The sequence below is a fragment of the Nocardioides luteus genome, from assembly GCF_000960475.2.
In the GTDB taxonomy this organism is placed as follows: domain Bacteria; phylum Actinomycetota; class Actinomycetes; order Propionibacteriales; family Nocardioidaceae; genus Nocardioides; species Nocardioides luteus_A.
On the sequence record NZ_JZDQ02000016.1, the window covers coordinates 81,846 to 107,444 of the forward strand.

Annotated in this window: 27 protein-coding genes; 9 read left to right on the forward strand and 18 right to left on the reverse strand. The window is 70.8% G+C overall.

What is annotated here, in order from left to right:
• Positions 1-36 precede the first annotated feature (36 nt).
• Positions 37-1,506, reverse strand: coding sequence for an MFS transporter (locus UG56_RS12975; protein WP_045550523.1), 1,470 nt, complete (start codon positions 1,504-1,506; stop codon positions 37-39).
• A 193-nt stretch (positions 1,507-1,699) separates the two neighbouring features.
• On the opposite strand from UG56_RS12975, the gene UG56_RS12980 reads away from it, so the two are divergent.
• Positions 1,700-2,308, forward strand: a complete 609-nt coding sequence (locus UG56_RS12980) for a TetR/AcrR family transcriptional regulator (protein WP_045550522.1) — start codon at positions 1,700-1,702, stop codon at positions 2,306-2,308.
• A 21-nt stretch (positions 2,309-2,329) separates the two neighbouring features.
• Here the strand turns inward: UG56_RS12980 and UG56_RS12985 are convergent, their stop codons facing one another.
• From UG56_RS12985 to UG56_RS13015, 7 genes are read right to left on the reverse strand one after another with little or no spacing between them, the layout of a single operon-like run.
• On the reverse strand, positions 2,330-3,793 hold the full coding sequence (locus UG56_RS12985; protein ID WP_045550521.1) for an aldehyde dehydrogenase family protein: 1,464 nt from the start codon (positions 3,791-3,793) through the stop codon (positions 2,330-2,332).
• A gap of 25 nt (positions 3,794-3,818) precedes the next feature.
• On the reverse strand, positions 3,819-4,916 hold the full coding sequence (locus UG56_RS12990; protein WP_045550520.1) for a Zn-dependent alcohol dehydrogenase: 1,098 nt from the start codon (positions 4,914-4,916) through the stop codon (positions 3,819-3,821).
• Positions 4,913-5,686 carry an enoyl-CoA hydratase/isomerase family protein gene (locus tag UG56_RS12995; RefSeq protein ID WP_045550519.1) on the reverse strand — a complete coding sequence of 258 codons (774 nt, stop codon included), beginning with the start codon at positions 5,684-5,686 and terminating at the stop codon, positions 4,913-4,915. The genes UG56_RS12990 and UG56_RS12995 overlap by 4 nt, the downstream gene beginning before the upstream one ends.
• A 2-nt stretch (positions 5,687-5,688) precedes the next feature.
• Positions 5,689-7,296, reverse strand: coding sequence for a class I adenylate-forming enzyme family protein (locus UG56_RS13000; RefSeq protein WP_218145212.1), 1,608 nt, complete (start codon positions 7,294-7,296; stop codon positions 5,689-5,691).
• On the reverse strand, positions 7,293-8,105 hold the full coding sequence (locus tag UG56_RS13005; protein WP_045550518.1) for a gamma-glutamyl-gamma-aminobutyrate hydrolase family protein: 813 nt from the start codon (positions 8,103-8,105) through the stop codon (positions 7,293-7,295). The genes UG56_RS13000 and UG56_RS13005 overlap by 4 nt, the downstream gene beginning before the upstream one ends.
• Positions 8,102-9,445 carry a glutamine synthetase family protein gene (locus UG56_RS13010; RefSeq protein WP_045550517.1) on the reverse strand — a complete coding sequence of 448 codons (1,344 nt, stop codon included), beginning with the start codon at positions 9,443-9,445 and terminating at the stop codon, positions 8,102-8,104. Before UG56_RS13010 ends, UG56_RS13005 begins: the two co-directional genes overlap by 4 nt.
• Positions 9,438-10,088, reverse strand: coding sequence for a hypothetical protein (locus UG56_RS13015; protein ID WP_071327053.1), 651 nt, complete (start codon positions 10,086-10,088; stop codon positions 9,438-9,440). The genes UG56_RS13010 and UG56_RS13015 overlap by 8 nt, the downstream gene beginning before the upstream one ends.
• Positions 10,089-10,340: 252 nt before the next feature.
• Here UG56_RS13015 and UG56_RS13020 point away from each other — a divergent pair, with 252 nt between their 5' ends.
• Genes UG56_RS13020 through UG56_RS13030 form a run of 3 tightly spaced genes read left to right on the forward strand, consistent with a single transcriptional unit; the run spans position 10,341 to position 14,295 of the window.
• Positions 10,341-11,867 carry a flavin-containing monooxygenase gene (locus tag UG56_RS13020; protein WP_045551072.1) on the forward strand — a complete coding sequence of 509 codons (1,527 nt, stop codon included), beginning with the start codon at positions 10,341-10,343 and terminating at the stop codon, positions 11,865-11,867.
• Positions 11,864-12,925, forward strand: coding sequence for an alpha/beta hydrolase (locus tag UG56_RS13025; protein WP_045551073.1), 1,062 nt, complete (start codon positions 11,864-11,866; stop codon positions 12,923-12,925). Before UG56_RS13020 ends, UG56_RS13025 begins: the two co-directional genes overlap by 4 nt.
• Positions 12,926-12,930: 5 nt before the next feature.
• Entirely contained in the window at positions 12,931-14,295 is a 1,365-nt protein-coding gene (locus tag UG56_RS13030; RefSeq protein WP_045551074.1) for a flavin monoamine oxidase family protein, read from the forward strand.
• Positions 14,296-14,328: 33 nt separating this feature from the next.
• Here the strand turns inward: UG56_RS13030 and UG56_RS13035 are convergent, their stop codons facing one another.
• Positions 14,329-15,951, reverse strand: coding sequence for an STING domain-containing protein (locus UG56_RS13035; RefSeq protein WP_045551075.1), 1,623 nt, complete (start codon positions 15,949-15,951; stop codon positions 14,329-14,331).
• On the reverse strand, positions 15,951-16,283 hold the full coding sequence (locus UG56_RS28375; RefSeq protein WP_177191476.1) for a CU044_2847 family protein: 333 nt from the start codon (positions 16,281-16,283) through the stop codon (positions 15,951-15,953). The genes UG56_RS13035 and UG56_RS28375 overlap by 1 nt, the downstream gene beginning before the upstream one ends.
• Positions 16,284-16,378: 95 nt before the next feature.
• Between UG56_RS28375 and UG56_RS13045 the strand changes: the two genes are divergently transcribed.
• Positions 16,379-16,912, forward strand: coding sequence for an AAA family ATPase (locus UG56_RS13045; protein ID WP_045551077.1), 534 nt, complete (start codon positions 16,379-16,381; stop codon positions 16,910-16,912).
• 25 nt (positions 16,913-16,937) lie between these two features.
• Here the strand turns inward: UG56_RS13045 and UG56_RS13050 are convergent, their stop codons facing one another.
• Together UG56_RS13050 and UG56_RS13055 are read right to left on the reverse strand one after the other, a co-directional pair.
• Entirely contained in the window at positions 16,938-17,786 is an 849-nt protein-coding gene (locus tag UG56_RS13050) for an SDR family oxidoreductase (protein ID WP_045551078.1), read from the reverse strand.
• Positions 17,783-18,250: a peroxiredoxin gene (locus UG56_RS13055; protein ID WP_045551079.1), complete on the reverse strand. Its 468-nt coding sequence runs from the start codon at positions 18,248-18,250 to the stop codon at positions 17,783-17,785. The genes UG56_RS13050 and UG56_RS13055 overlap by 4 nt, the downstream gene beginning before the upstream one ends.
• Positions 18,251-18,331: 81 nt before the next feature.
• Between UG56_RS13055 and UG56_RS13060 the strand changes: the two genes are divergently transcribed.
• Genes UG56_RS13060 through UG56_RS13070 form a run of 3 tightly spaced genes read left to right on the forward strand, consistent with a single transcriptional unit; the run spans position 18,332 to position 21,881 of the window.
• Entirely contained in the window at positions 18,332-19,057 is a 726-nt protein-coding gene (locus tag UG56_RS13060) for a transporter substrate-binding domain-containing protein (protein WP_045551080.1), read from the forward strand.
• Positions 19,058-19,107: 50 nt separating this feature from the next.
• A complete protein-coding gene (locus UG56_RS13065) occupies positions 19,108-20,439 on the forward strand; it encodes an MFS transporter (protein WP_045551081.1) in 1,332 nt (443 codons plus the stop codon).
• Positions 20,436-21,881 carry a pyridoxal phosphate-dependent decarboxylase family protein gene (locus UG56_RS13070; protein WP_071327054.1) on the forward strand — a complete coding sequence of 482 codons (1,446 nt, stop codon included), beginning with the start codon at positions 20,436-20,438 and terminating at the stop codon, positions 21,879-21,881. The genes UG56_RS13065 and UG56_RS13070 overlap by 4 nt, the downstream gene beginning before the upstream one ends.
• On the opposite strand, the gene UG56_RS13075 is transcribed toward UG56_RS13070, so the two are convergent.
• The 4 genes from UG56_RS13075 to UG56_RS13090 all read right to left on the reverse strand — a co-directional run bounded on the left by UG56_RS13075 (position 21,868) and on the right by UG56_RS13090 (position 23,564).
• Entirely contained in the window at positions 21,868-22,158 is a 291-nt protein-coding gene (locus UG56_RS13075; protein WP_045551644.1) for a DUF3618 domain-containing protein, read from the reverse strand. The genes UG56_RS13070 and UG56_RS13075 overlap by 14 nt on opposite strands.
• A gap of 10 nt (positions 22,159-22,168) precedes the next feature.
• The gene (locus UG56_RS13080; RefSeq protein WP_256206604.1) at positions 22,169-22,603 is read right to left on the reverse strand and encodes a phage holin family protein; all 435 of its coding nucleotides are present in this window, start codon (positions 22,601-22,603) and stop codon (positions 22,169-22,171) included.
• Entirely contained in the window at positions 22,600-22,971 is a 372-nt protein-coding gene (locus UG56_RS28380; RefSeq protein ID WP_177191477.1) for a YtxH domain-containing protein, read from the reverse strand. Before UG56_RS28380 ends, UG56_RS13080 begins: the two co-directional genes overlap by 4 nt.
• 62 nt (positions 22,972-23,033) lie before the next feature.
• Entirely contained in the window at positions 23,034-23,564 is a 531-nt protein-coding gene (locus tag UG56_RS13090; protein ID WP_052694189.1) for a GNAT family N-acetyltransferase, read from the reverse strand.
• Positions 23,565-23,628: 64 nt separating this feature from the next.
• On the opposite strand from UG56_RS13090, the gene UG56_RS13095 reads away from it, so the two are divergent.
• Positions 23,629-24,090 (forward strand): winged helix-turn-helix transcriptional regulator, encoded by a 462-nt coding sequence (locus tag UG56_RS13095; RefSeq protein WP_045551641.1) that lies wholly within the window; start codon positions 23,629-23,631, stop codon positions 24,088-24,090.
• On the opposite strand, the gene UG56_RS13100 is transcribed toward UG56_RS13095, so the two are convergent.
• Both UG56_RS13100 and UG56_RS13105 read right to left on the reverse strand, forming a co-directional pair.
• Positions 24,087-24,707, reverse strand: coding sequence for a TetR/AcrR family transcriptional regulator (locus UG56_RS13100; protein WP_045551645.1), 621 nt, complete (start codon positions 24,705-24,707; stop codon positions 24,087-24,089). The two genes, UG56_RS13095 and UG56_RS13100, sit on opposite strands and share 4 nt — an antisense overlap.
• A complete protein-coding gene (locus tag UG56_RS13105) occupies positions 24,707-25,561 on the reverse strand; it encodes an esterase/lipase family protein (protein WP_045551640.1) in 855 nt (284 codons plus the stop codon). The genes UG56_RS13100 and UG56_RS13105 overlap by 1 nt, the downstream gene beginning before the upstream one ends.
• Positions 25,562-25,599: the final 38 nt, after the last annotated feature.

The following is a 25,599-nucleotide window of genomic DNA, read 5'->3' on the forward strand; positions in this document are numbered from 1 at the left end:
GGTCGGTGTGTTCGGTGGAGGTCCTGCCGACAGCGGCTAGGACCCGACGGCGCCACGACGCCGGCGTGAGCGGGCGCTGGAGACCAGCACGGTCACGACGACGAGCAGGGCGAGGACTCCGGAGATCCAGTAGCCGGTGCCGTAGAGTCCTTCTGCGGCCACCTCGAGGGTGGTGCCGGGCACCGGCACCAGCGAGGCGCTGAGGTCGGCGCTGACGAGTGCCGTGCCGAAGGCGAAGCCGACCGCCATGAAGGTGCCCGCGACACCGGCGGCCATCCCGGCCTTCTCCTCGGGCACGGCCGCCTGCACCAGGGTGAAGCCGGCGGCGTACCCGATGCTGCAGCCCAGGCCCATGACGGCGGCGCCGACCAGGTAGTGCCACTGCTGGTCGTGCATCACCGCGAGCCAGGCCAGGCCCGCCGCGCTGACGAGGGCGCCCAGCACGAACACGGGCACGCCGCGACCGTTGGCCACGGGTCGATCGGCCACGGCACCGCCGATCAGGAACGTCACCGCGAACGGCACCATCAGCCAGCCGGTCTGGAGGGCCGAGAGCCCGAGGCCGTACGCGTCGACCGGGCGGAGCGCTTCGGGGATGATCTGGGCGTAGGTGCTGAGCAGGAGCAGGAAGGCCGAGTTCACCGCCGCGAACAGCGCGATGCACAGGCAGGAGGCGGTGACCAGCGGCGTACGCATCAACGCCACGTCGAAGACGGCCGTCGACGACCGGCGCTGGGAACGCGCCCAGACGATGCCACCGACGACGCCGACCACCAGCGGGATGAGCGCCGCGTTGCCCCAGACCAGCCCCTGGGTCAGGGTGAGCAGGATCGCCGCGACCCAGCCGACCATCCACACGGTGCCGACCACGCCGATCCGGCCGGAGCGCTCGGCCGGCGGGGCGTGCGGCACCATGACGTACGTCGCGATGGTCGTCGCCGCGCAGGCGGCGGTGAGGATGACGAAGAAGCTGCGCAGCGACAGGTTCTCGACGATCAGGCCGCCGCCGATCATGCCGATGACGATGCCGCCGCCCGTGGCGATCACCAGCACGGCGACGCCGACGGTGATGCCGGCCTCGCCGAGGTTGCGCCGCAGGAAGCCCAGCGGCAGCAGCTGCGCCGCTCCGCCGAAGCCCATGAGCGTGCAGCCGGCCAGGAGCGTCGGGTAGGAGTCTCCGATCGCCGGGACCGCCGCGCCGATGGTGAGGAAGGCGGACGCGGCGACCGCCGCGTTCCGGTCGCCGTAGAGGTCGGCGAGCCGCGGCAGGAGGATGAACCCGGCTCCACCGCCGAGGGTCAGCGCGGTGTAGAGCCACGTCGTCTCGGCGACCGTGGCGAGCCCGTACTGCGCCTGGATGACCGGCAGCAGCGGCGGGAGGATGAAGATGACGGCGTTGGTCAGCACGACCATCAGCGCGCCGATGCCGATGAGCTGACCCCTTCCGGGTCGCTGCTCCGCTCTCGTCCGGCGGGCTGCTCCCGCTTCCTGGTTGATCTGTGCCATGCGTGGTCTCCGATCCGGGACGGTGTGATCTGGCTCATACGCTAAGCCAGTGTTAGTCATATGATCAAGATCGATGACTAAGATGTTTGGCTAAGTTTTCACGGGCGAAACAACGGCACCGGGCGCTGATATAGTCGTGGTGACTTAATCAAGCGCCCAACTACGTGGGTGCCCGGCCCGTTCGGAGGACCTGATGGCACGGATCCCTGTCGCACAGCGACGTCGCGACTTCATCGAGGCCGCCGTCGAGGTGATCGCCGCCCACGGGATCGACGGCGCGACGACGCGCCGCATCGCCGAGCAGGCCAAGGCCAACGTGGCGATGCTGCACTACTGCTACGACTCGAAGGAGGACCTCTTCGCGGACGTCTACACCTTCGTGGCCGGCAAGTACCGCGAGGTGATCGAGGGCAGCGACCCGCATACGACGCTGCCCGAGGCGGCCCGACAGATCCTGCGCGGTGTGATGGAGTGCTACCTTGAGTCCCCCAGCTTCACCGCCGCGACCTTCGAGCTCGTGAGCTGGGCCCGGCGCCAGCACGGTGACCGCGGGATCGCCGTCTACGACCAGGCGCTCGACACCGTCCGCAAGGCGCTCCGCGAGGCGTCGGCCGGTGACTCCGTCACGCCGGAGCTGATCGACGAGGTCGCCTACGTCCTGGCCACGCTCGCCGACGGATTCGGGGTCAACTGGCTGACGTACGGCGACGCGACCGTCGCCCGGGCGCAGATGGAGATCAACTGCTCGGTGCTCGACACCTGGCTCACGACCCGGCTCGCGGCGGTACCGGCCAAGGCCTGACCGGCACCGCCGCGCCGGCTGTCACAGCGGCAGGTCCGGGGAGTCCACACCGACGACCCGGTCGCCGCAGAAGACGCGTACGGACTCGGCGGGCCCGTGGCCGCCGATGCCGGCCGGACCCCAGAAGCTCTGGGCCGAGTCGTCGCCGAGGTCGGCGACCTTCGCGCCGTTGACCCGCACCTCGCCGGCCACGATCCGCGAGCCGACCTCGATGGCGCGGTCGGTGTCGGTGCCGAAGACGTAGGCGTCGAGGCCCGAGGGGTGGGCGTTGGAGATCCGCAGCGCCTCCTCCTCGGAGTCCACGGCGTGCAGCGAGACGAGCGGGCCGAACAGCTCGGCCGTCGCCCGGCCCGGATCGGCGCCCGACGCGACGGTCGGCGAGAGGAAGTAGCCGCCGAGCTCGGGCAGCGCCGCCGGCTGGTGGACCGTCGCCCCGAGCTCGCGCAGCCCCTCGATGCGGCTCTGGAGCGTCTGGAAGTGCGGCCCGTTGGAGATGGGTCCGACCTGGGTGTCCTCGTCCAGGGAGTGACCGACGGTGAGCTTGGAGATCCGCTCCGTCAGCGCGTCGAGCAGGGGGTCGACCAGGCTGCGGTGGGCGAGGATCTTGCCGGGGCCCTCGCACCACTGACCGTTGAGCTTCGTCATCCCGTCGAGGATGCCGTCGGCGGTGACGTCGAGGTCGGCGTCGTCGAGCACGATCACCGGGTTGTTGCCGCCGAGCTCGAGCTGCAGCACCTTGAAATCCTCGGCGCCAGCCCTGGCGATGGCGCGACCGGCTCCGGGTCCGCCGGTGAACGAGACGATCTTGATCCTCGGGTCGGCGGTCAGCCGCGCACCGACCTCACCGGCGCCGTGGACCAGCTGCAGGGCTCCAGCGGGAAGACCGGCCTCCACGAAGCACTCGACGACGATCTGGGCGCTGCCCGGCGCATGCTCGGAGGGCTTGAGGATCACCGGGCAGCCGGCCGCGACGGCGCTGACGACCTTGGCGGCCGGGATGAAGCTCGGCCCGTTCCAGGGGGTGAGGATCGCGGCCGGCCCCCACGGCACCTTGTAGAGACGTACGTCGCGGCCACCGGCCTCCAGAGCGGTGACCCGCGGGATCTCCCGCAGGTCGGCGGCTGTCGCCCGGATGCGGAAGGGCAGGAAGGACGCCACCGTGCGGGTGGCGCTGATGGGCGTGCCGCTGGTGAGCGCGTCCGTGCGCGCGATGTCCTCGGTCCTGCTCTCGAGGAGCGCGGCGACGCGCTCGAGCATCTCCGCCCGTTCGTGCCGGGCCTCCTCGTCCCAGCGGCCGACGTCGTAGGTCCGCTCCGCATGCCGCAGGGCGCGTTCGACGTCGCCGGGCGAGGTGGTGACGGCCCGGTGGACGGGCTCGAGCGTGTTGGGGTCGAGGTTCCACACGTCGTCGACCGTGGCGCAATCGCTCCACTCGTCGGCGATGTAGTTGACCGGCTGGGCGATGGTGGTCTCGTTGCTGGACATCAGTGTTCCTCTACGGGTTCGGGAGTCAGGACTGGAGGTCGACGACGACGCGGGTGACGTCTCCGGACGTCATCGCCTCGAATCCCTCGTTGATCTCGGCGAAGGGGACGACCCGGGTGACCATCTCGTCGAGCAGGAGCCGTCCCTGCTGGTAGAGCCGGGCGAACTGGGCGATGTCCTCGCGGGCCTGCCCCGATCCCATGTAGGAGCCGATCAGGCGCTTCTCGGTGAAGAAGAAGTCGTGCGCAGGGACACTGATCTCGGTGCCCGCCGGTGCGATGCCGACGAGGCAGGCGGTACCGGTCGGACGCACCAGAGCCAGGGCGGTCTGTGCGGTACGCGCCGATCCGACCGCCTCGAAGGCATAGTCCACACCGTCCCCCAGAAGGCGGTGCAGCTCCTCGACGGTGTCGCACTCTCCGCCGTTGATCACGTGGGTGGCGCCGTAGGTGCGCGCGGCCTTCAGCCGGTCCTCGTCGAGGTCGATCGCGACGATGACCGACGCGCCGGCGAGCCGGGCGCCCTGGATGATCGCCGATCCGACGCCGCCGCAGCCGATGACCGCGACGGTGCTGCCGGGACGTACCTGGGCGCCGCGGAAGACGGCGCCGACCCCGGTGACGATGCAGCACGACAGCAGGCAGCCGACGTGCAGGGGGATGTCGTCGGGCAGCCGTACGAGTGCTCGCTCCCGCAGCAGGATGTGCTGCGAGAACGCGCCGATGGCAGCGAGCCGATCGATCGGCCGGCCGTCGAGGGTCTCGAACGCGGGGCGTTGCCGGCGGCGTACCTCATCGAGGCGCAGGCACTGGGTGGAGCGGCCGGCGTCGCAGTTGACGCATCCGCCGCAGGACGGGGTCAGGGCACCCGTGACCCGGTCGCCGGGACGCAGCGAGGTCACCGCCGACCCGACCGACTCGACCACGCCGGCCACCTCGTGCCCGACGACGACCGGGACGTCCGACGGCACGGTGCCGGTCATGTAGTGGAGGTCGCTGTGGCACAGCCCGGCGTGGCTGACCGCGACCCGCACCTCGTGCGGCTCGGGGTCGTCGACGCGGATGTCGGTGAGCTCCAGCGGTGCGCCGATCTCGTTCAGGACGGCGGCTCGGGTGGCGATCATGCGGTGGTCTCCCTCGTGTTCCAGAAGCCGACGACGCCGGCGGTGAGCAGTCCGCTCGACCACGCCTCGTGGGCGGCGTGGTCCTCGCGCTCGAAGGCGGCCTCGACCTCGGCGGTCATGGGCCGCAGCAGCGCGAGGTGGAGCGCGGTGGTGTTCCCCTCCGGGGTCCACGCGTGCACAGTGTCGACGGCGTGCTCGAGGAGCCGGTCGGGCTCGACCACCTCGTCGAGCAGCCCGATCCGCAGCGCTTCCGCCGCCGGGACCCGCGGCGATCCCAGGACCATGCGCATCGCGTGGTTGCCGACCAGACGCCGCAGCAGCAGGCTGGTCGCGTTGGAGATGGTGAGCCCGCGGGCGTTCTCCGGCTGGAAGTACTCGGTGGCCGGTGTGCCGATCCGGGCGTCGCAGCACAGCGTGATCTCGGAGGCACCGCCGACGGCGAGCCCGTTGACGGCCGCGACCACGGGAACCCGCGTCTGCAGGATCGCGCGGGTGACGTCGTGGAAGCTCTCGAAGGCCTCGCGGACCTCGGCCTCCGTGGTCGGCGCGTGCTTCAGGTCCTCGCCGGCGGAGAAGGCGCGGCCGCGTCCGGTGAGCACGATGCCGCGGACGGTCTCGCCGGTGCCGAGCTCACGTACGAGCGCTGCCAGGCGCAGCCGCATGGCCACGGTGAGAGCGTTGAGCTTGTCGGGACGGTCGAGCGTGAGCACGGCGACGTCGCTCACGACGGCGACGTCGATGTGGTCCTGGCTGGTTGCAGGGATGGTCATGGTCAGCTCCTCGGCCGGGCGAAGTCGTACGTGGTCCCGGGCTCGGCGGCGGCCCGGGCCTTGAGCGCGGGCTTGGAGACCCGCTCGGAGGGGGTACGCGGGAGGTCGGCGACGAACTCGACGTAGCGGGGCACCTTGAACCGGGCGAGCTGGGCGCCCGCGCGCTCGAGGAGCTCCTGGGCGGTGGCCCGGTCCTCCGGCACCCCTCCCCTGAGCTGGACGAAGGCCTTGACCTCCTCGCCCATGACCTCGTCGGGTACGGCGACGACGGCCGCGGCCACGATCCGGTCGTCCCGCTCGAGGACGGTCTCGACCTCGGCACAGGCGATGTTCTCGCCGCCGCGTCGCACCATGTCCTTGATCCGGCCGACCAGCTGGATGCCGCCGTCGGGACGGCGGACGACGAGGTCGCCGGTGTGCAGCCAACCGTCGCGCAGCACGTTGGCCGTGGCCTCGGGGCGGTTCCAGTAGCCGCTCATCATCGGCGTTCCCGAGATGACGAGCTCACCGGACTCTCCGTCCGGCACCTCCTCGCCGGGATCGGCGGGATCGACGACCCGGACGTGCTTGGACGGAACCGGACGCCCCAGGCTTCCGCTGCCGACGGCGGCCGGGTCGTCGAACGGGCTGAACAGGTCGATCCCCGACTCGGTCATCCCGTAGACCTCACGCCACGGCGCACCCCACCGTTCCTCCAGCCGGGCATGGAGCGCGACCGGGATGCCCGAGCAGAGCACCATGCGGAGGTCGTTCTCCCGGTCCTCGGCGGTCGGCGGCTGCTTGAACAGCAGGGTCGGCATCGAGCCGAGGACGTAGAAGAAGGTCGCCCGGTGGCGGCGTACGTCGCTCATGAAGGTCGACGCGGAGAAGCGCGGCAGCACGACCAGCGGGGCGCCGAGCGTCAGGGCGAGCGCGGTGTTCCACTGAGGGTCCATGTAGGAGAACGGCTGCGAGGTCAGCAGTACGTCCTCGGCCCCGAGGCCCGTGGTGGCGGCGCAGATCCACCCCAGCCGGACCCAGTAGTCGTGGCTGAGCATGCATGCCTTCGGGAAGCCGGTCGTGCCGGAGGTGTACTGCAGGTTCGCGAGCGTCTCGGCCGCGACCGGCAGCTGCGGGGCGGTGACCGGGAAACCCTCGGATCCGTCGTCGGGGACCTCGATGACACGGACACCGGTCAGGTCGGGCTCATCCGTCAGCACCCCGGCGACCAGGACGGAGCGCTCGGCGTCGGTGACGACGACGCGGGCTCCGGAGTCCTTCAGGACGAAGGCGAGGTCGGCGCGCCGGTAGCCGCAGTTGACCGGCACCGCGACCGCGCCGGCCTTCAGCGCGGCCAGCCAGGCCACCGGCCAGTGCACGACGTTCGGGAGCATGATCGCGACCCGGTCCCCCGGGCGGATGCCATCGACGTCGATGAGCCGGTGGGCCAGCCGGGAGGTCCAGGCGTCGATCTCGGCGAAGCTCCACGACCACTCGCCGAAACGCAGGAACTCCCGGTCGCCCGAGTCCTGGGCGCGCTGCGCCAACAGCTGGTTCAGCGTGGGGACGGCGGGGTCGTCCTTCATCCGTGCGGCCGCGACGACGGGTCCGGCCGTGACATGTGTGTTCACTGAGGGCTCCTCTGCTCCTGCGTGACGGGTTCGTGCTGCGCGAGCCGCCACACCGCCTGCTCGACGACCCAGGTCAGCGCCGGGTCGTTGCTCTTCATCCACTCCGGGTGCCACTGGACGCCGAGGACCGGGCGACCCGGCACCTCGATCGACTCGACGACGCCGTCGTCGGTCCGGCCGGTCACGACCACCCCGGCGCCGCACCGGTCGACGGCCTGGTGGTGCCACGAGTTGGTGATCGTCTCGGTGCCGAACAGGCCGGCGGCGATCGTTCCCTGCGCGAAGGAGACGACGTGGTCGACGGTGCCGTCGGTGGGCGCGATCTCGGCCGAGAGATGGCTCACCGGACCGTCCGCGAGATGGGGCACGAGCGTGCCGCCGAGGGCGACGTTGAGCACCTGCATGCCCCGGCACACGCCGAGCACCGGGATGCCCCGCTCGATCGCCGCGCGGACGAGCGCGATCTCGTACGCATCCCGCTCGGTGTCGTGCACCATCGGGTTCGTCCGCGGGTCGACGTCACGCACCACGGAGGTGTCGCCACCCCAGAAGGCGGGGTGCACGTCCTGGCCGCCGGTGATCACGACGCCCGAGAGCCAGGCGGAGACCGCCTCGGTGTCGGTGTCGTAGGACAGGTGCACGGGCAGCCCACCGGCCTCGGCGATCCGGGTGGCGAAGTCCGACATGGAGGTGTCGATGCAGCGGTCGCCGTAGCGCGGGTCGGCGCCGTTCAGCACGGACAGCTGGAACCGGCGTCCGGTGATGCCGATCAACGGCCGCATCACCCCGGTCTTCTCGCCGGCGCTCACGGGAACTCGAAGTATCGCTGGGACTCCCACGCGGAGAGCTCGACGAACGGATCGCCGCCCTTGGTGTGGAACTCCATCCACTCCCACCGCCGTGACGCGACCCAGAAGTCGACGAACTCGTCGCCCAGGTACTCACGCAGCAGCGGGTCGGCGTCGAGCGCGGCGCCGGCCTTCGACATGGTGTCGGGGATCCGGCGTACGCCACAGCTCTCGGGCAGGCACCAGGCCATGTCCGTGACCTCCGGGGGCGGGTCGATCCGGCGCTCGATGCCGGCCAGGACGCCCGCCAGCACGGCGGCGATCGCGAAGTAGGGGTTCACGTCGGCTCCCGGCAGCCGGTACTCCAGGCGCGAGTACTTCGGGTGCCCGGTGATCGCCCGGACCGCGGCGGTCTTGTTGTTGACGCCCCAGCTGACGGTGGTCGGCGGTCCGGTGAGGTCGACGAGCCGGCGGTAGGAGGTGATCTGCGGCATCACGACGGACGTCGCTCCCGGCATGGTGGCGAGCAACCCGCCGACCGCGTGCCGCATCAGCTCGGACGGCCCGTCCTCGGCGAAGAACCGGTTCACGCCGTCGCTCTGCAGCGAGACGTTGATGTGGGCGCCCTGGCCGAAGCCCGCGGTGGGCTTGGCCATGAACGAGACGGTGTGGCCCAGCTCGTGGGCGACCTCGCGCATCACCTGCCGGGTGCGGGCCCAGCCGTCGCCGAGCCGGACCGGGTCGGTCGGCGCGAGGTTGAGCTCGGTCTGGCCGGGCGCCGCCTCGTCGGTCCACGCCTCCCACGCGATGCCGACCTGGTCGAGCCGCTCGACGACGGCCTCCATGTAGGCGACCCAGTCGCCCGACCGGGCGAGGTGGTACGTCGCCCCGGTGCTGCCACCGAGCGGCGTCAGGTCGCGGTAGCCACGCGTACGCGCCTCCTGCACCGACTCCTCGAAGAGGGTCGCCTCGATCTCGACGGCGACGGTGGCTGCGTACCCGAGGTCGGCGAGGCGGGCCACCAGCCTCCGCACCAGGTTGCGCGGACAGATCGGCACCGGCGTGCCGTCCTTGAGCCAGTAGTCGCCGATCACCGCGTCCAGACCCGGTTTCCACTCGACCAGGGTCGACATGTCCGGGACCATCTGGATGTCGTAGAGGTTGCCCCGCCACTCCGGGAAGGCGTCGCCGAGGACGATCTCGTTGTTGAGGTCGATGGCGAACAGGATGTCGGCGAACGCGAAGCCGCTCTCCTTGCCGGCCTCGAACTTCTGCCGGGAGACGTTCTTGCCGAGGAGGCTGCCTTCGTGGTTCGTGGCCTCGAGGCGTACGGCCTTGGGGGCCTGGGCGAGCTCAGACATCGAAGCGGACCTTCCAGGAGGCTGCCGTCATGACGGACAGCTGGGACAAGGTGCCCTGGACCTGCACACCGGCGGCCAGGGAGGCGAGGAAGTCGTCGGCGCCGCTGAAGACCCCGGCGAGGAGGTCGGCGGGGCCGGCGACCAGATAGCTCGTCGGGCCGTCGCCGAAGCGGCCGTGCTCGGCACCGTCGGGCCCGTCGGCCTCCACGACGAGGACGTCGGGGATGCCCGGGATGTCGCGGGTGACCTCCCAGAACCGGACTGCCGCTTCCCGCCAGCCGGGCAGAGGCGGACGCAGTGCTCGCAGCACGCCGGCTGCCAGCTCGGCGTCTCCGGCCGGCTCCCGGCTGGGCGCGAAGCGGGCGCCGAGGTCGACCACGACCGTCGCGTCGGCCTCGGCCGAGACGCCGGCGGCGACCTCCACGCCGCCGGACGCGAAGACCAGCGTTGCCGCCTGTGGCGTGTCGTGGGATCGAACGACGACGGTGCCCACGAGTCCGTCCATCACCTCCGGCGTGCGGGCTGACGCGTCGCGCAGGGTCCGCGCCAGGAGACGGACGATCGGGATCGGGTCGTCCTCGACGGCGATGCCGGCCGTCCTGAGACGCGCCGGCGGCGCCTCGATCGTCGTGCTCTCGGTCATTCCTCGGCCCTCCGGGGTGGGGTGGTCACTCGAACTTAGTCATTTGACTCGATCGTTTGACCAATGATGGTGCGACCCAGATCACGCCTTGTCAACCACCTCGTCCAGATCCGCGAAATCGCCCAGCCATCTGCCAGACACCTCTTGACGAGGCATGAGACCTGGCACACACTTAGTCATCCGACCCAATCAAATGACTAACTTGGTGCGCCGACGAGAGACAAGGCCCCACCACCGAGAAGGACGCAGACCATGAACCAGCTCGACACCACGGCCGAGACGGCCGACATCGTCGTCATCGGCGCCGGGCTCTCCGGCATCGGCGCGGCGAAGTACCTGAAGGACGACTTCCCCGACAAGAAGATCCTCCTGTTGGAGTCCCGCGACTCGATCGGCGGCACCTGGGACCTGTTCAAGTACCCGGGCATCCGGTCCGACGACGCCGTGCACCACTATGGCTTCGCGTTCAAGCCGTGGCTGCACGAGGACGCGATCGCCGAGGGGCACCTGATCATGGACTACCTGCACGAGACTCTGACCGAGTTCGGCCTCGACAAGATCCTGCGCCTGCGGCACCGGGTCACCGCCGCCGACTGGTCCAGCCAGGACGCGCAGTGGACGTTGCACGTCACCGTCACCGACGAGCAGGGCAACGAGACCCACCAGATCATCCGCACCAGCTTCGTCTTCAGCAGCACCGGCTACTACCGATACGACGAGGGCTACGAGCCGCGGTTCGAAGGTCGCGAGGACTTCCAGGGCGACATCCTGCACCCGCAGCACTGGCCCGAGGGCTACGACTACAGCGGCAAGCGCGTCGTGATCATCGGCAGCGGTGCGACCGCCGTGACCATGCTCCCCGCGATGCTCAAGGGCGACGGCGCGGCGGCCCACGTCACGATGCTGCAGCGAACCCCGAGCTACATCGCCTCGATCCCCCGGGTGGACAAGGTCGCCCAGGTGCTGATGAAGGTCTTCGGCATCGAGCGCGGCTATGCCCTGACGCGACGCAAGAACATCTGGCGCGACCACTTCCTGGTGACGGTCATGAGCAGGTTCCCCAGGTTCGGGCGCTGGCTCGTACGCAGCATGACGGTGAAGGAGCTGCCCAAGGGCTTCGACGTCGACACCCACTTCTCGCCGCCGTACAACCCCTGGGACCAGCGCCTGTGCGCCACCCCGGACGGCGACTTCTTCCAGGCGATCCGCGAGGGCAGCGCCGACGTGGTGACCGACCAGATCGAGCGCTTCACCAAGGACGGCATCCAGCTGATGTCGGGCCGGCACCTGAAGGCCGACATCATCGTCACCGCGACCGGCCTCGCCATGCAGATGCTGGGCGGCATCGAGCCCACCGTGGACGGCACTCCCGTCAAGGTCTCCGACTCCGTCCTCTACCGGGGCGCGCTGATCTCCGGCGTACCCAACTGGGCGCTGATGATCGGCTTCACCAAGGCGACCTGGACCCTGCGGATCCGCAACGTGACCCGTCTGGTCGCCGAGGTGATCCGCGAGATGGACCGCCAGGGCCGCGACATCGCGCTGCCCGTCGCGCCGGAAGGCATGCCCACCGCGGACCTGTTCGACCTCTCGGCGGGCTACATGCGGCGAGCCAAGGACGTGCTCCCCCGCCAGGGCACCGGCCTCCCGTGGCAGATGCACACGACCTTCGTGAGGGACAACCGGCTCTTCAAGGGCCGGCTCATCCATGACGACATCAAGTTCTCGAATCGAACCAGCAGCCCCGAGCGGGTCACGAGCGTGGAAGCGGTGTCATGAGCGAACAGCACTTCACCCTCGGCCAGCGCTTCCAGCGAGCGCTCCTGATCTTCCTGAGCCGCCTGCCCGCAGGCCTGCAGCGCCTGCTGGCGCGACCGGCGACGAACTCGGCCGGCGACACCATGGCGCCCGACGTCGCCCTGCTGATGAAGCTCGGCGAGTCCGGGCCCGACTACAGCGACCTGCCGCCCGCGGAAGCGCGAGCGACGACGGAGCGCGACCTGCTCCTCTTCGCCTCGCGGATCGAGCCCTGCGCCCTGGAGGAGGAGATCGTCGTCTCGGACGCGGTCCAGCTCACCCGTTACAGCAACGGCACGCCCTCACGAGGCCTGGTCCTCTTCTTCCACGGTGGCGGCTTCGTGATCGGGAGCCGCGCCAGCTACACCGCGCCGGCGCGCATGTTCGCGCACGGCACCGGGGCCGACGTCGTCTCGGTCGAGTACCGCCTGGCGCCTGACGCTCCCTTCCCCGCCGCCCAGGACGACGCGATCGTGGCCTGGCGGTACGTCGTCGCGCACGCCGCCGACTGGGGTGTCGACCCGCACCGCATCGTCGTCGCCGGCGAGAGCGCCGGGGGCAACATCGCCGCCGTCCTGTCCCAGCACGTACGCGGCGAGGCGGTGCGGCCCATGGCCCAGGTGCTGATCCAGCCGGTGACCGATCTCGTGGAGCACCGCCCGTCGCAGGACGAGTTCGCGGGTTCGCCCGCCCTGTCTGCCAAGCAGGTCGCCTGGTTCGTCCAGAACTACCTGCCGGAGGGGACCGATACGGCGGACCCGCGCGTCTCGCCATACCGGGCCGACAGCCTGGCCGGGCTTCCGCCGGCGATCGTCAACCTGGCCGGGTTCGACCCGCTCCACGACGACGGAACGGCCTATGCGACCGCGCTGCTCGAGGCCGGCGTGCCGGTCGAGGTCACGCGCGAGGCCGGCCTGGTGCACGGCTACCTCTCCTACACCGCGGTCAGCCCGAGCTGCCGGAAGGCGACCGAGCGACTCGTCGCCTCCGTCTCGGCAGCACTCGACCGCACCGAACACACCGCTACGAAAGCGAGCTGAGCACCATGGCCACACCACGCAAGGACAGGACCCGCGAGGAGACCCATGAGGTCGTCGTGATCGGCGCAGGCATGGCCGGCCTCATGGCCGCCACCACCCTCGCCGACCACGACGTCGTCGTCCTCGAGGCGTCCGACCGGCCGGGCGGCCGCGTCGACACCGTCCGCAAGGGCGACTACTGGATCAACGTCGGCACCCAGTTCACCGAGGGCACCGGTCCGCTGATCGACGCCCTCCACCGGCACCGCGTCCCGCTCGGGACCCTGGAGGGCAAGTCGGTCGCCCTCGATCTGGGGGGCAAGCAGGTCGACACCTCCAACCCGTTTGCCCTGATGTTCCGGTCGAAGATGACCTGGCGCGACCGCTACGGACTGGCGCTCGTCGGTGCTCGCATCCTGGCGAACGTGCCATTCCTCGAGATGAGCGAGGACAACCGCTGGGCCAACCGCGTCCGCGTCAAGCTGGACCGTCGGCGCGCGGACTTCGTCCTCCGGGGTGTCTCCTCCGACCTCACCCGCGAGATGGTGCGGTCCTGGTCGGGTCAGTGGATGGGCTGTGAGCCCGAGGAGACCGCCGCCCGGCAGTTCGTCTTCTCCATGGGCATCCTGCTCACCGACCCGGAGAAGGTGCCGAACCTGACGCTGCCGGAGGGCGGCAACCAGACGCTGACCGACATCCTCGCCGAGGACCTGGGCGACAGGATCCGGCTCAGCTCGCCGGTGAACACCGTGGAGTGGACCGATGACGGTGTGGTCGTCGACTATCAGGACGCGGACGGGCCCGCCCGTCTGCGGGCGCGCCGGGCGGTCGTGGCGGTGCCCGCGGACGTCGCCGTCAAGATCATGCCCGGGCTGCCCGCGGCGTACCGGAAAGCCTTCGAGTCGATCCACTACGGCCGCTACGTGGTCGTGGGCTTCTTCACCCACGAGGAGGGCGCGCCCCAGCGCTGGGACGACTTCCTCGCGGTGTCGACCCCCGGCCGCTCGTTCCAGGCGATCTTCAACCACGCCGCAGCCGTACGCCGCGGGGACGTCCGCAAGCCCGGCGGCGCGCTGGCCTGCTTCGCGGGCGGTGCCGAGGCCGACAAGCTCTTCGAGCTCACCGACGAGGAGATCGTCGCGCGGTTCACCGCTGACCTTCTCGCGGTCTACCCCGAGCTCGAAGGGAAGGTCGACCCCGGCATCCTCCGCCGGCACCCGCGGGTCGTGCCGTTCTGGGGTCCCGGCGGCCGGGCATCGCTCGAGACGCTCAAGGAGAGCCTCGGGCCGGTCCATCTCGCCGGCGACTACGCCCTCGACATGCCATCGCTGGCCGACGCCGCCGCGTCCGGCGAGCAGGCCGCCGAACAGGTGCTGGCAAGCCTCGCCTGAGGTTGACCGTTGTAGCGGCAACCCCTAGGTGGATCAGCTCAGGTCCGGGAAGACCGCCGTGGCGGTGGAGACGCGGACGATGTCGCGGAGATGGCGACGGCCCACACGGCGGTGGCCGGCGGAGCGGATGCGCTTGATGAGCTTGCTCTGGAAGCGGTCGATCTCCTTCTGCTCCAGCGCGACCCAGTGGTCGCTCGTACGCCGGTGGGGATCGACGTCGAAACGCTCGTCGATCGACTCGGCGACGGTGGACAGGGTGGTCGGGAAGACGTCGAGGAGACGCACCGGCTCGCCGTCGACGAGCGGGAGGCACTTCATCGACCGCGGCCGGGAGAAGTCCGGGTGGGAGACGGTCGCGGGGACGACCAGGCCCGGCTGGGCGAGCTCGAGGTCGATGAAGTCGTCGCTGCACCACTCCAGCCGCTTCGGCACGACGACGGTAAGGGTGACGTCGCGGAGCCGCTCGGCCGACAGCTCGACGCCGTCCACCGTGACCCCGCCCGGACCACGCCCGGCGCTGATCTCCAGCAGCGCGTCGGCGACGGGAAGGACGAAGTTCCTCGCGTAGCCGGCCGCCAGCGCGTTGGCCACCGAGATCTGGGTCAGCGGCGCCTTGAAGAACGTGGTCACCGGATTCGTCGTCGGGTTCTCCCCCAGCGCCTCGAAGATCGAGCGCACCGAGAGCAGCCGCTGCTCGACCGTACGTCGGGAGCCCTCGACGTCGTCGAGGTCCAGGTCGAGGACGTCGAAGATGTGGCCGGCCGGTGAGTCCGTACGCGCATCCCTGATGACGACGTCCGGAGTACCGAGACCCTGGGCAACGGTGAGCTCGTAGACGACCGCGGGATCGGCGTCGGTGATGTCGGCGATCACGACGTCGGCGAGCTCCAGCTGCTTGAGGTCCTCGCCTCGCATCCCCGAGGGCTCCGAGACGTACAGGGCGAGGTTCAGCTGCTCGAGGACCGGCCGCAGGATCCGCTCGCGGACGATGTCACGCTGGGCCTCGGTGGTCGTGCTGGGCTGGATCAGGACGCAACGTCCGCGCGTCGGTCGCTGGGCGGCTCCGACGAGCTCCTCCCAGTAGTCGACGATCCGGGCCAGCGGCATCGCGAACGCCTGGCGACCGCCCTCGGCCTCGACCTGGATGCCGATCACCGCGCCGGCCAGGTCGCTGTAGACCGCGGCGCCGCTGAACCCGGTGACGGCCAGGGTCGACGTCTCGTACTGGAAGTAGTAGGCCCACGAGCTGCTGGTGCGCAGGTAGTTCCCGGCCGGGGTCAGTACGCCGGTGCCGCCGCTCTGGGCGCTGCGCAGGTTGTCGCCGTAGCCCCGGGCGCGCACCCGCCCGTCGGCCTGCGTCACCAGGGTGAACGGCAGCGGCCGTCGGCCGTTCGGGCGGTCGAGCCTCAGCACCGCGAAGTCCTGCGCGGCCGGCTTGTCGTGGACCGGCGGGATGACGAACGTCGCCCGCTCGTCGGTCTCGGTGTCGGGGAACCGCACCCACACCTCGCCCTGCGCGGCGAGCGGCGCGACCACGTGGCCCGCGGTCAGAAGATGGCCGTCCTCGGTGCCCAGCCAGGCTGTGCCGATCGTACGTCCGCCCGGGCCTGCCAAAACGGCACAGGTCGCCTGCGCGAGCAGCTCCCCGACCTCCATCACGATCGATCGAAGTCCCAGGTCAGCGTTGCTTTCACCGACCCTTGACCTTGCGCCTTGATGACCCAGACATCCGCACCGCTCGTGAATGAGAACGCCAGCTCCAGCGACACCGTGCTCGGCCCGTCCGGTGAGGCCGCGAGCGCGCTGCCGAGGTCCGCCGAGACATCCTGGAGCATCCGCTTGAGCGATCCGTAGGCGTCCTCGAGCCGACTGCTCGTCTCGGTGGTGCCGAACTCGTCGGTGACACCACCGGCCCCCGGGACCGGGCCGTCGTCCGACGACTCGATCAGGATGGTCGACGTACCGATCTGAACCGGCGTGTAATCCAACGCGTCCTCCTCGTGGCTCGAACCCACGCAACCGTAGAGGAGCCGCGATCAACGCGTAACCGGTTTCGCCCGATGATCCCCAGTACGGTGGGCGCGTGATCGACGTACCTGCCGGTGGCACCCTCACGATCGGCGCACCCAGCCTGGTCCTCCTCGTCGGACCCTCGGGGTCGGGAAAGTCGACCTTCGCGAAGCGGATCTTCGGTCCGTACGAGGTCGTCTCCAGCGACCGCTGCCGCGCGCTCATCGCCGACTCCGAGGAGGACCAGTCGGTCACGCCGCAGGCCTTCGACCTGGTCCGCTACATCGCCCAGGCACGCCTGGGCGCCGGGCGGATCGCGGTCATCGACGCCACCAACGTCCACGAGCACGCCCGCCGTCGCAACCTCGACCTGGCCGAGAAGGTCGGCGTCGAGACCGTCGCCATCGCCCTCGACGTCCCGCTGGAGGAATGTCTGGCGCGGAACGCCTCACGGACGGGGCGAGTCGTCCCCGAGGAGGCGATCCGCAGCCAGCGGGCCGACATGGACAGGACGCTGGCGCACCTCGACAGCGAGGGCTTCGGACTTGTCTACCGCCTCGACGGCATCGCGATGGCGTCGGCCAGGCTGGTCCGCCACCCGGGCTGAACCGCCGGACTCCCGGCGCCGGCGCCTACTCGCTCGCCGCGAGATAGGCCCGAAGCCCCAGAGGCTCACGACCGGTGAGCGTCGCCACGGCGCCGCTGACTCCGTCGAGCTGCCCGGCGGCGATCGCGGTGTAGGTGGAGACCCACGCGTCGTACTGCCAGTCGGGCGCCTCCCATCGGCGACGCGACGCGTAGGCCTCCTCGACCGTCTCGTCGTGGTAGCGCACCTCACGCCCACGGTGCTCGGTGAGGATCTCGGCGACCTCGCTCATGGTGAGCGCCTCGGGCCCGGTGAGGTCGTAGGTCAGCCCCCGATGACGCTCGGGCGCGGTGAGCGCCGCCACCGCAGAGCGTGCCACGTCGGCGCGGGCGACCGGCGCGAAGCGGCCGTTGCCGGCCGGACCCCGGATGACGCCGTCCTCACCGACCAGGGAGGGGAGGAAGTCGAGGTAGAAGTTGTCGCGCAGCAGGGTGTAGCCCATCCCGCTCGCCTTGATCCGCTCCTCGGTCGCGAAGTGGTCGCGCGCGAGCGTGAAGACGGCATCCGGCGCGGCACCGAAGAAGGACGTGTAGACGATGTGCTCGACCCCGGCCGCCGCGGCGGCGTCGACGAAGGTGAGGTGCTGCTCCAGGCGGTCCGCCGACTCGGAGGCCGAGACCATCAGTACGGTCTGCACACCGTCGAGAGCCACCATCGCAGCCTCTCTGTCGCCAAAGGTGACCGCGAACGCATCGGCTCCCCGGATCTCGGGAGCCCGGGCGGTGTCACGGACCAGGAGGCGGAGAGCAGCACCGGAGCCGCCGAGCGCGCGGGCGACATGGCCGCCGACGAAGCCGGTGGCGCCGGTGACCGCGATGGTGGGACGGGTCGTCATTCCGACTGATCCCGGAGCGCGGCGAGGGCCTCGTCGGCGTGGATCTCGGCCTTGAGCATGCCCTCGACGACGGCCTTGATGCGGCCGTCGGCACCGATGGCGAAGGTCGTACGCTGCAGCGGGCCGAGCTTGCCGAGGAGGCTGGGCTTCACACCGTAGAGGTCGGCGACAGAGCCCGCAGGGTCGGAGAGGACCGGGTAGTCGAGGTCGTGGTTGGCGGCGAAGCCGGCCTGCTTCTCCACGCTGTCCTTGCTGATCCCGAGCCGCTGGGCGCCGATGGCCTCGAACTCCCCGGCGAGGTCGCGGAAGTGGCAGGCCTCCTTCGTACACACCGGCGTCTCGGCGGCCGGGTAGAAGAAGAGCACCACCGGCCCCTTCTCGAGCAGCGGGGCGAGGGAGACGGACGTACCGTCCTGGGCGGGGAGCGTGAAGTCGGGCGCGACGGCCCCGGTTCCGAGCGGCATGGCGTCAACCTACTCGGTGGGTCCACACCCCCTGACCGGATACTGGTCCCGACGCCGCACTCGCCCACCTCAGGAGCCCAGATGTCCTCGACGAGCCCGCTCGCCTCCCTGATCGCCCCGACCGGCACGCTCCGTGTGGTCATCAACCTCGGCAACCCGGTCCTCGCGCAGGGCACGGCCGCGGAACCGCGCGGCGTCACGGTCGCCATCGCGAGGTCCGTCGCCGAGTGGCTCGGGGTCCCGCTCGAGCTGCACTGTGTCGATGCCGCCCGCGACTCCTATGCCGCGATCACCGAGGGCCGCGTCGACCTCTGCTTCCTCGCCAACGAGCCGGCACGGGAGGAGGGCGTCGTCTTCACCGCTCCCTACGTGCTCATCGAGGGCGTCTACGTCACCGACGCCGACTCGCCGCTGACCGGTGCCGGTGACGTCGACCGCGACGGCGTACGGGTCGGCGTGCGCGAGGGGTCGGCCTACGACCTCTTCCTCACCCGCAGCCTCCGGCACGCGGAGGTGGTCCGCGCCGCCGAGGCCACCGACGTCTTCGAGGAGCAGGGGCTGGACGCCGCCGCGGGCGTTCGCCAGCCGATGGAGGAGTACGTCGCCGCGACCGGCCGTCGCATCCTGGAGCCCGCCTTCATGGAGATCCGCCAGTCCGTGGGCCTCCCCCGCGGGCTCGACGCGGGAGCCGTTGCCGCCGTCGCGGCATACGTGGAGGAGCTCAAGGCCTCCGGGTTCGTCCGGGACGAGCTGCTCGCCAGCGGTGTGGAGGCCACGGTCGCGCCCGCGGAGCCCGCGACCGCCTGAAATTGTGCCGTTCCCGGGCGCGGACGGCGCAGGAACGGCACGATGTCGGCATGCCAGCCAGCCCGACCCTCCCGCTCGGGGTGCGCGTCGGCTACGGCTCCGGGTCCGTGGCCACCGGGACGTTCGGCACGATCCCGGGCCTGATGCTGCTCCCCTACCTGACCGACAGCCTCGGGATCGCCGCGCTGGCGGCCGGGTTCATCGTGTTCGCGCCGAAGGCGTGGGACGTCGTGCTCAACCCGATCGCCGGCCGGATCAGCGACCGGACGGTGGATCCGCGGGGTCCGCGACGGCCGTGGCTGCGAAGAGCCGGGATCGGGCTGGCGGTGACGTTCGCGCTGCTGTTCGCGGCCCCGTCGATGGCGACCGGGCTCGAGGCGCTGTGGGTGCTGATCCTGTTCCTGGCCTGCGCGACGGCGTACGCGTTCTTCCAGGTGCCCTACGTCGCCATGCCGGCCGAGCTGACCGAGTCCTACGACGAGCGCACCCGGCTGATGACGTGGCGGGTCGCGATCCTGGCGCTGACCATCCTGCTCGCCGGCGCCACCGCGCCGCTGATCCGCGACGCCGTCGGCGGCCGCGACGGCTACCGCCTCATGGGCGTGGTGATGGCGGTGCTCATCATGGCCGGGGTGCTCAGTGCGTACGCCGGCACCCGCCGGGCGCCGGTCCACACCGTCCAGCCGGGCGCCGGCAACCTGCGCGACCAGCTCCGGATCGTGGCGGCGGCGCCGGACTTCCGCCGTCTGCTCATCACGTTCGTGATCCAGGCCGTCGCCTTCGGCGCGATGCTCGCCGGGGTCGACTACCTGGCCGGCGACGTCCTCGGCCGCGCGGGCGCGGCGACGGTGCTGTTCGTCTGCTTCGTCGGTCCCGCGCTGCTGCTCACCCCGGCCTGGGCGGCGCTCGGCGCGAGGATCGGCAAGAAGGCCGGGTACGTCGCCGCCTCCCTCGTCCTCGCCGTCGGCGCGCTCCTCGCCGCGACCGCGCAGATCGCGCCGGCGGGCCTGGTCTATGCCGCGGTGGTGCTGGTCGGGGTCGGGTACGCCGGGTGCCAGGTCTTCCCGATGGCGATGCTCCCCGACGCGGCCGCCGTCGACGCCCGGCGCAGCGGCTCGAGCCGGATCGGCGTCTACACCGGTGTCTGGACCGCCGGCGAGACCCTCGGGCTGGCGCTCGGGCCGGGCGTCTTCGCCGTGGTGCTCGCGCTCGGCGGCTACCGCTCCTCCACGGGGAGCGAGGTCGTCCAGCCCGGCTCGGCGCTGACCGCGATCACGCTCGGCTTCTCGGTGCTGCCCGCGCTCCTGGTCCTCCTCAGCCTGCTGTGGCTGCGGCGCTACTCGCTCACCGCCGACGACGTCGAAGGAACCGTGACCGTATGACCGACGCCCTGACCCGACTCCGCGAGATGCAGTCCGCCGACCTGCCGGTGCACGGTGGCCGCACGCTGGCCTACGTCTACGACTCCGGCCTACCCGACGTCGACCGGATCGGCCGTGAGGCGGTGGCGGCCTACGCCGGCTCCAACGGCCTGGACCCGACGGCCTTCCCGAGCCTGCTCCGGATGGAGAACGAGGTGGTCGGCACGGCCGCCGACCTGCTCGACGCACCCGAGACCGTGGTCGGCACGGTCACCTCCGGCGGCACCGAGTCGGTGCTGCTCGCGGTGCAGACCGCCCGCGACGCGCAGCCCGGGATCGAGCGGCCGCGGATGGTGCTACCCACGACCGCGCACGCCGCGTTCCACAAGGCGGCGCACTACTTCGGGGTCGAGCCGGTGCTGGTGCCGGTCGGACCCGACTTCCGGGCGGATCCGGCGGCGATGGCCGCGGCGATCGACGACCGCACCGTGCTGGTGGTCGCCTCCGCGCCGTCCTACGCGCACGGGGTCGTCGACCCGGTCACCGCGATCGCGGCGGCCGCGGCCGAGCGCGGGATCCGCTGCCACGTCGACGCGTGCATCGGCGGCTGGGTGCTGCCCTATGCCGCGCGGCTGGGGCGCGACGTACCGGCCTGGACGTTCGCGGTCGAGGGCGTCACCTCGATCTCCGTCGACCTGCACAAGTACGCCTACGCCCCCAAGGGCACCTCCGTGCTCCTCCATCGCACCCCGGAGCTGCGACGACCCCAGTTCTTCGCCTCGGCGGCCTGGCCGGGCTACACCATGCTCAACTCCACGATGCAGTCGACGAAGTCGGGCGGGCCGCTGGCCGGCGCCTGGGCGGTGATGCGGTCGCTGGGTGACGAGGGCTATGAGCGGCTCGCCCGCGACGTCTTCGAGGCGGTGGACCGGATCCGCGCCGGAATCGGCGACATGAAGGAGCTCGCGGTGGTCAGCACCCCCGACTCCACGCTGATCGCGCTCACCACCGACGAGAGCTGCGACCCGTTCACGGTCTGCGACGAGATGGCCGCCCGTGGCTGGTACGTCCAGCCGCAGATGTCCTACGCCGGCTCCCCCGCCACGATCCACCTGTCGGTGAGCGCCGCGACGCTTCCGCACGTCGCGGAGCTGCTCGAGGCTCTGGCCGAGGCGGTCGCGGCGGCGGTCGCCTCGGGGCCGGTCACCGTCGATCCCGGCGTCGCGGCGTTCATCGCCGTGCTCGACCCGCTCGTCCTCTCCGACGACGACTTCCACGGACTGCTGCTCGCCGCCGGGCTCATCGGCACCGACGGCGAGCAGGGTCGAGGTGAGCAGGGCCAGCTCGCGCTCCCGCAGCGGATGGCCGAGGTCAACGCGATGCTCGACCTGGCCTCCGCCGGGATGCGGGAGGCGCTGCTCGTGGCCTTCCTGGACCGGTTGACCCGGCCTAGGCGGCGTTGAGGCGGCGCTTCCGCCGGCCCATCATCAGGAGCACGCAGAGCACGACCGCGGCGGCGATGCCGCCCTTGATCTGGACGTCCCGGGACCGGGCCGCCACCTGCGTACGCTCCTTCATCTCGTGGGCCTTCTCCTTGCCACGCGTCTTGACGTCCAGCCGCGCGGCGAGCTCGTCGAGGGTGTCGGCCATCTCGTGACGGGTGGTGTCGAGGTGGGCCTCCACCGCTGCCATGCTCGTCGGATCGGCCTTCTCGACGGGTCGGATGTTGTCGTGCGTCATGACATCCTCCTCATCTCGCGCTCCTCGGGTGGCGATGGTGCTTGACGGCCTCCATGTCACGCTTGAGGTTCTCGGTGGCGCGCTCGGGCTTCATCGGGACTCCCTCGGAGACCTGCTTCTTCCCGAACAGGGCCATCCCGCCGGCCACGATCAGGAGCACGACTCCGACCAGCAGCGCGGCCAGCCAGGCGTCCATGACGAGCGCCAGGGCGAGGATCGCCGTGGCGATCAGGACCCCGAGGCCGTACAGCGCCACCAGGCCGGCAGCGCCGAACGCCCCGGCCCCCTTGCCGGTGTGCTTGGCCTTCTCGGTCAGCTCCAGGCGGGCCAGCTCGATCTCGCCCCGGACGAGGCTGGACATCTCCTCGGAGAGTCGCGAGACCAGCTCGCCCATCGATGCGTCGGTCTGATGGTGAGATGCGTCGCTCTGATGGTGAACCGTCACGACTCCCACCCCCGCGGCACGTCGGTCACCGGGTCCGCGGCAGGGCCGGGGTTCGGGGTGCTCGGCACCGTGTGCGGCTTCGAGGTCGATGCCGAGGACGGCGTCGTGGTCGACGTCGAGGTCGACGTCGTGGTCGATGCCGAGGACGGCGTGGTGTCGCCAGGCATCTTGTCGTGGATGGTCTGCCGGGCGGTCTCCGCCGTCTCCTTGGCCATGTCACCCGCGCGGTGTGCCTTCTCCTGCACCCGCGGGTCGCGCCACAGCTTCTGAGCCTTGGCGGCGATGGCGTCGTACCGCTCGCGTCCGGCGCGAGCGCCGAGCACGTAGCCGATACCGAAGGCAGTCATCAACGCTGGTTTCTTGAACATGTGATCCTCCTCCATCGCTGTACACCTGGCCGGTACCCAGGTCGCGCCGAGTTAGACAGGCGTCAGAAACACGGGCCGAACGCCGGTCCCGTCACCGGGTCGCGGTAGCTCCCGCGCACGTGGACGACAGCCCCCTGAGGTCGCAGGGCCGCGGAGCCGAGGAGGGACCGCACCAGGTCGAGCATCCGGAGGTTGTCGGACTGCACCTCACCGGTGAGGACGTCGATGCCACGGCGTCTCGCCAGGCACGCCAGCTCGCGCAGCATCCGCACGCCCAGCCCGTGGCCCTGCCAGGCGTCCTCCACCAGCACCGCGACCTCTGCGGCGGAAGGCTCCTCGGCACAGCGGTGGTAGCGGGCCACCGCGATCACCTCGCCGTCCGCGACCGCGACCAGGGCGTCGTGGTCGCGGTGGTCGACGTCGACCAGATAGCGCCGGAGCTTGAGCGAGAGCCGCCGCACCGGGGCGTGGAAGCGGCGGTAGATCGTCTCCTCGGACAGACGTGACCACATCCGCTCGAAGGCAAGCAGGTCGTCGGACCGCACCGGGCGCGTGACGACCACGGGTGCCTCGACCAGGAGTTCTGAGTTCATATTTCGAACTCTCCGCCCGGCACCCTGAGTTCGTCAAACGAATTCAGCGTCGTACGCTTGTCCTGTGATCACCGATGAGATCGACCGCACCCGATGCTCGGTCGCCGGCACCCTGGCGGTGGTCGGCGAGAAGTGGAGCCTGCTCGTGCTCCGCGAGGCCTTCCTCGGCGTACGCCGTTTCGCCGACCTCCAGCACAACCTCGACGTCTCGCGCGCGGTGCTCACCGACCGGCTGAACACCCTGGTCGACCAGGGGGTTCTCACCCGCGTGCCCTACCACGCCGAGGGCCAACGACAGCGGCACGAGTACCGGCTGACCCAGAAGGGCCTCGATCTCTACCCGACGCTGGTGGCCATGATGGAGTGGGGAGACCGCTACGTCGCCGACGCCCGGGGGTCCGCCCTCACCCTCCAGCACCGCGACTGCGGCGGCGAGGTGCACCTGGCGCTGACCTGCGAGGACGGGCACCGGCTCGGCGGCCCACGCGAGGTGCGCCCGGTCGCACTTCCTGCCGCTGCCCGCTAGGTGAGCAGCAGGAGCGCGAGGTCGGCCAGCTGCGCCTCGAGCTCCTCGCGGCTGGAACCTGGCTGGTGCAGCGCCCAGTCGTAGACGATGGCGGTCACCGCGCCGACGAGGGCGAGGGCGGCGAAGCGCCAGTCGCGGTCGACGATCTCGCCGCGGCGCACCGAGGCGGTGCACTCGCTGCGTACGACCTCGACGAGGGTCTCGCGGTAGTCGAGCCGGAGCTTCTCGATCCGAGGACTCGCCCCCATGATCTCGACGAAGGCGATCCGGGCGACGCGGGTGTCCTGGAGCATCGGGTCGAGATAGGCCAGCACGGCAGCCTGCACCCGCCGGGAGATCGACTCACCCTCGGTCGCCCGCAACGACTCCCCGACCCGCTCGTAGGAGTCGGCGGTGATCCGGTCGTAGAGGTCGACGAAGAGATCCTCCTTGCCGGGATAGATCTCGTAGAAGTGTCGCGTCGAGACCTTCGAGGCGGCGCAGACACCCGGGATCGTGGCGGTCGCGTAGCCCTTCGTGCCGATGATCTCCTTGGCGGCCTCCAGCAGCCTCTGACGCCGCTGGGCGTCACGCTCCTCCCGGGTCAGCCCGCCGTAGGAGCGCCCCTCCTGCGCCATCAGCCGGGCGACCCGACCGAGCACGCGAAGGGGGCGGCACCCGCCGGGTCGAGCGCGTTCTTCACCAGGTTCCACACGTTGGTGTCGTAGGCCTCGCCGATGTGGCCGACCGGGTCGTGGGGACACACGTCCTGCACGTAGGTGTTGGTCACGCCCGGCTCCCGCACGAACGAGGTCTCGGTGGGCGTGACGAGCTCGTCGTACCTCGACTGGATGATCGTGTACGTCACGCCGGGCTGCGCGATCGGCCCGCTCGTGAGGGTGCGCACGGCGCTCCCGTCGGTGACCAGCTGGGTGCAGGCGATGCACCCGAACGTGGTCAGCACCTGTCCGGCGAGCTCGTCCGCGCCCAGCGTCATGCCGAGCTGGTAGAGACCGGCGAAGGTCGTGCCGTGCGTCGGCGGCGCGATCGCGACCACCTTGTCGATCCGGTCGGAGATGCCCTGCGTCTTGGTGACGTAGAGCGTCTGGAAGCCGCCCTCGGAGTGGCCGACCAGGTCGACCTTCGCAGCGCCGGTCTGCGCCAGCACGTCCCCGACGAACGCCTTGATCTGCGCCGCCGACCTCGCGATGTCCCCCACCCCGCCGACGAACGGCCCGTAGGCTCCGGCGCCGTAGGTCAGGCTGTAGGTGCAGTAGCCCTGCCCTGCCACGTCGGCCTGGAGGACGTTGAGGTCCTCGTCCTTGTTGGCTCCCAGGCCGTGCAGGAACACGACCGGGTTCGGATGGTCGGCCGATGGCCGGCAGGCGGCGTCGTTGACGCCGCCCGCCGCCTGCGCCGGCGCTGCGGCCAGCAGCGTCGGGATCGTCGACAACAGCACAGCGGCACGGATGACAGCGGAGCGCAGAACCATGGCAGACCACTCTTTCCCAGGGGATGGCTACAGCCGAC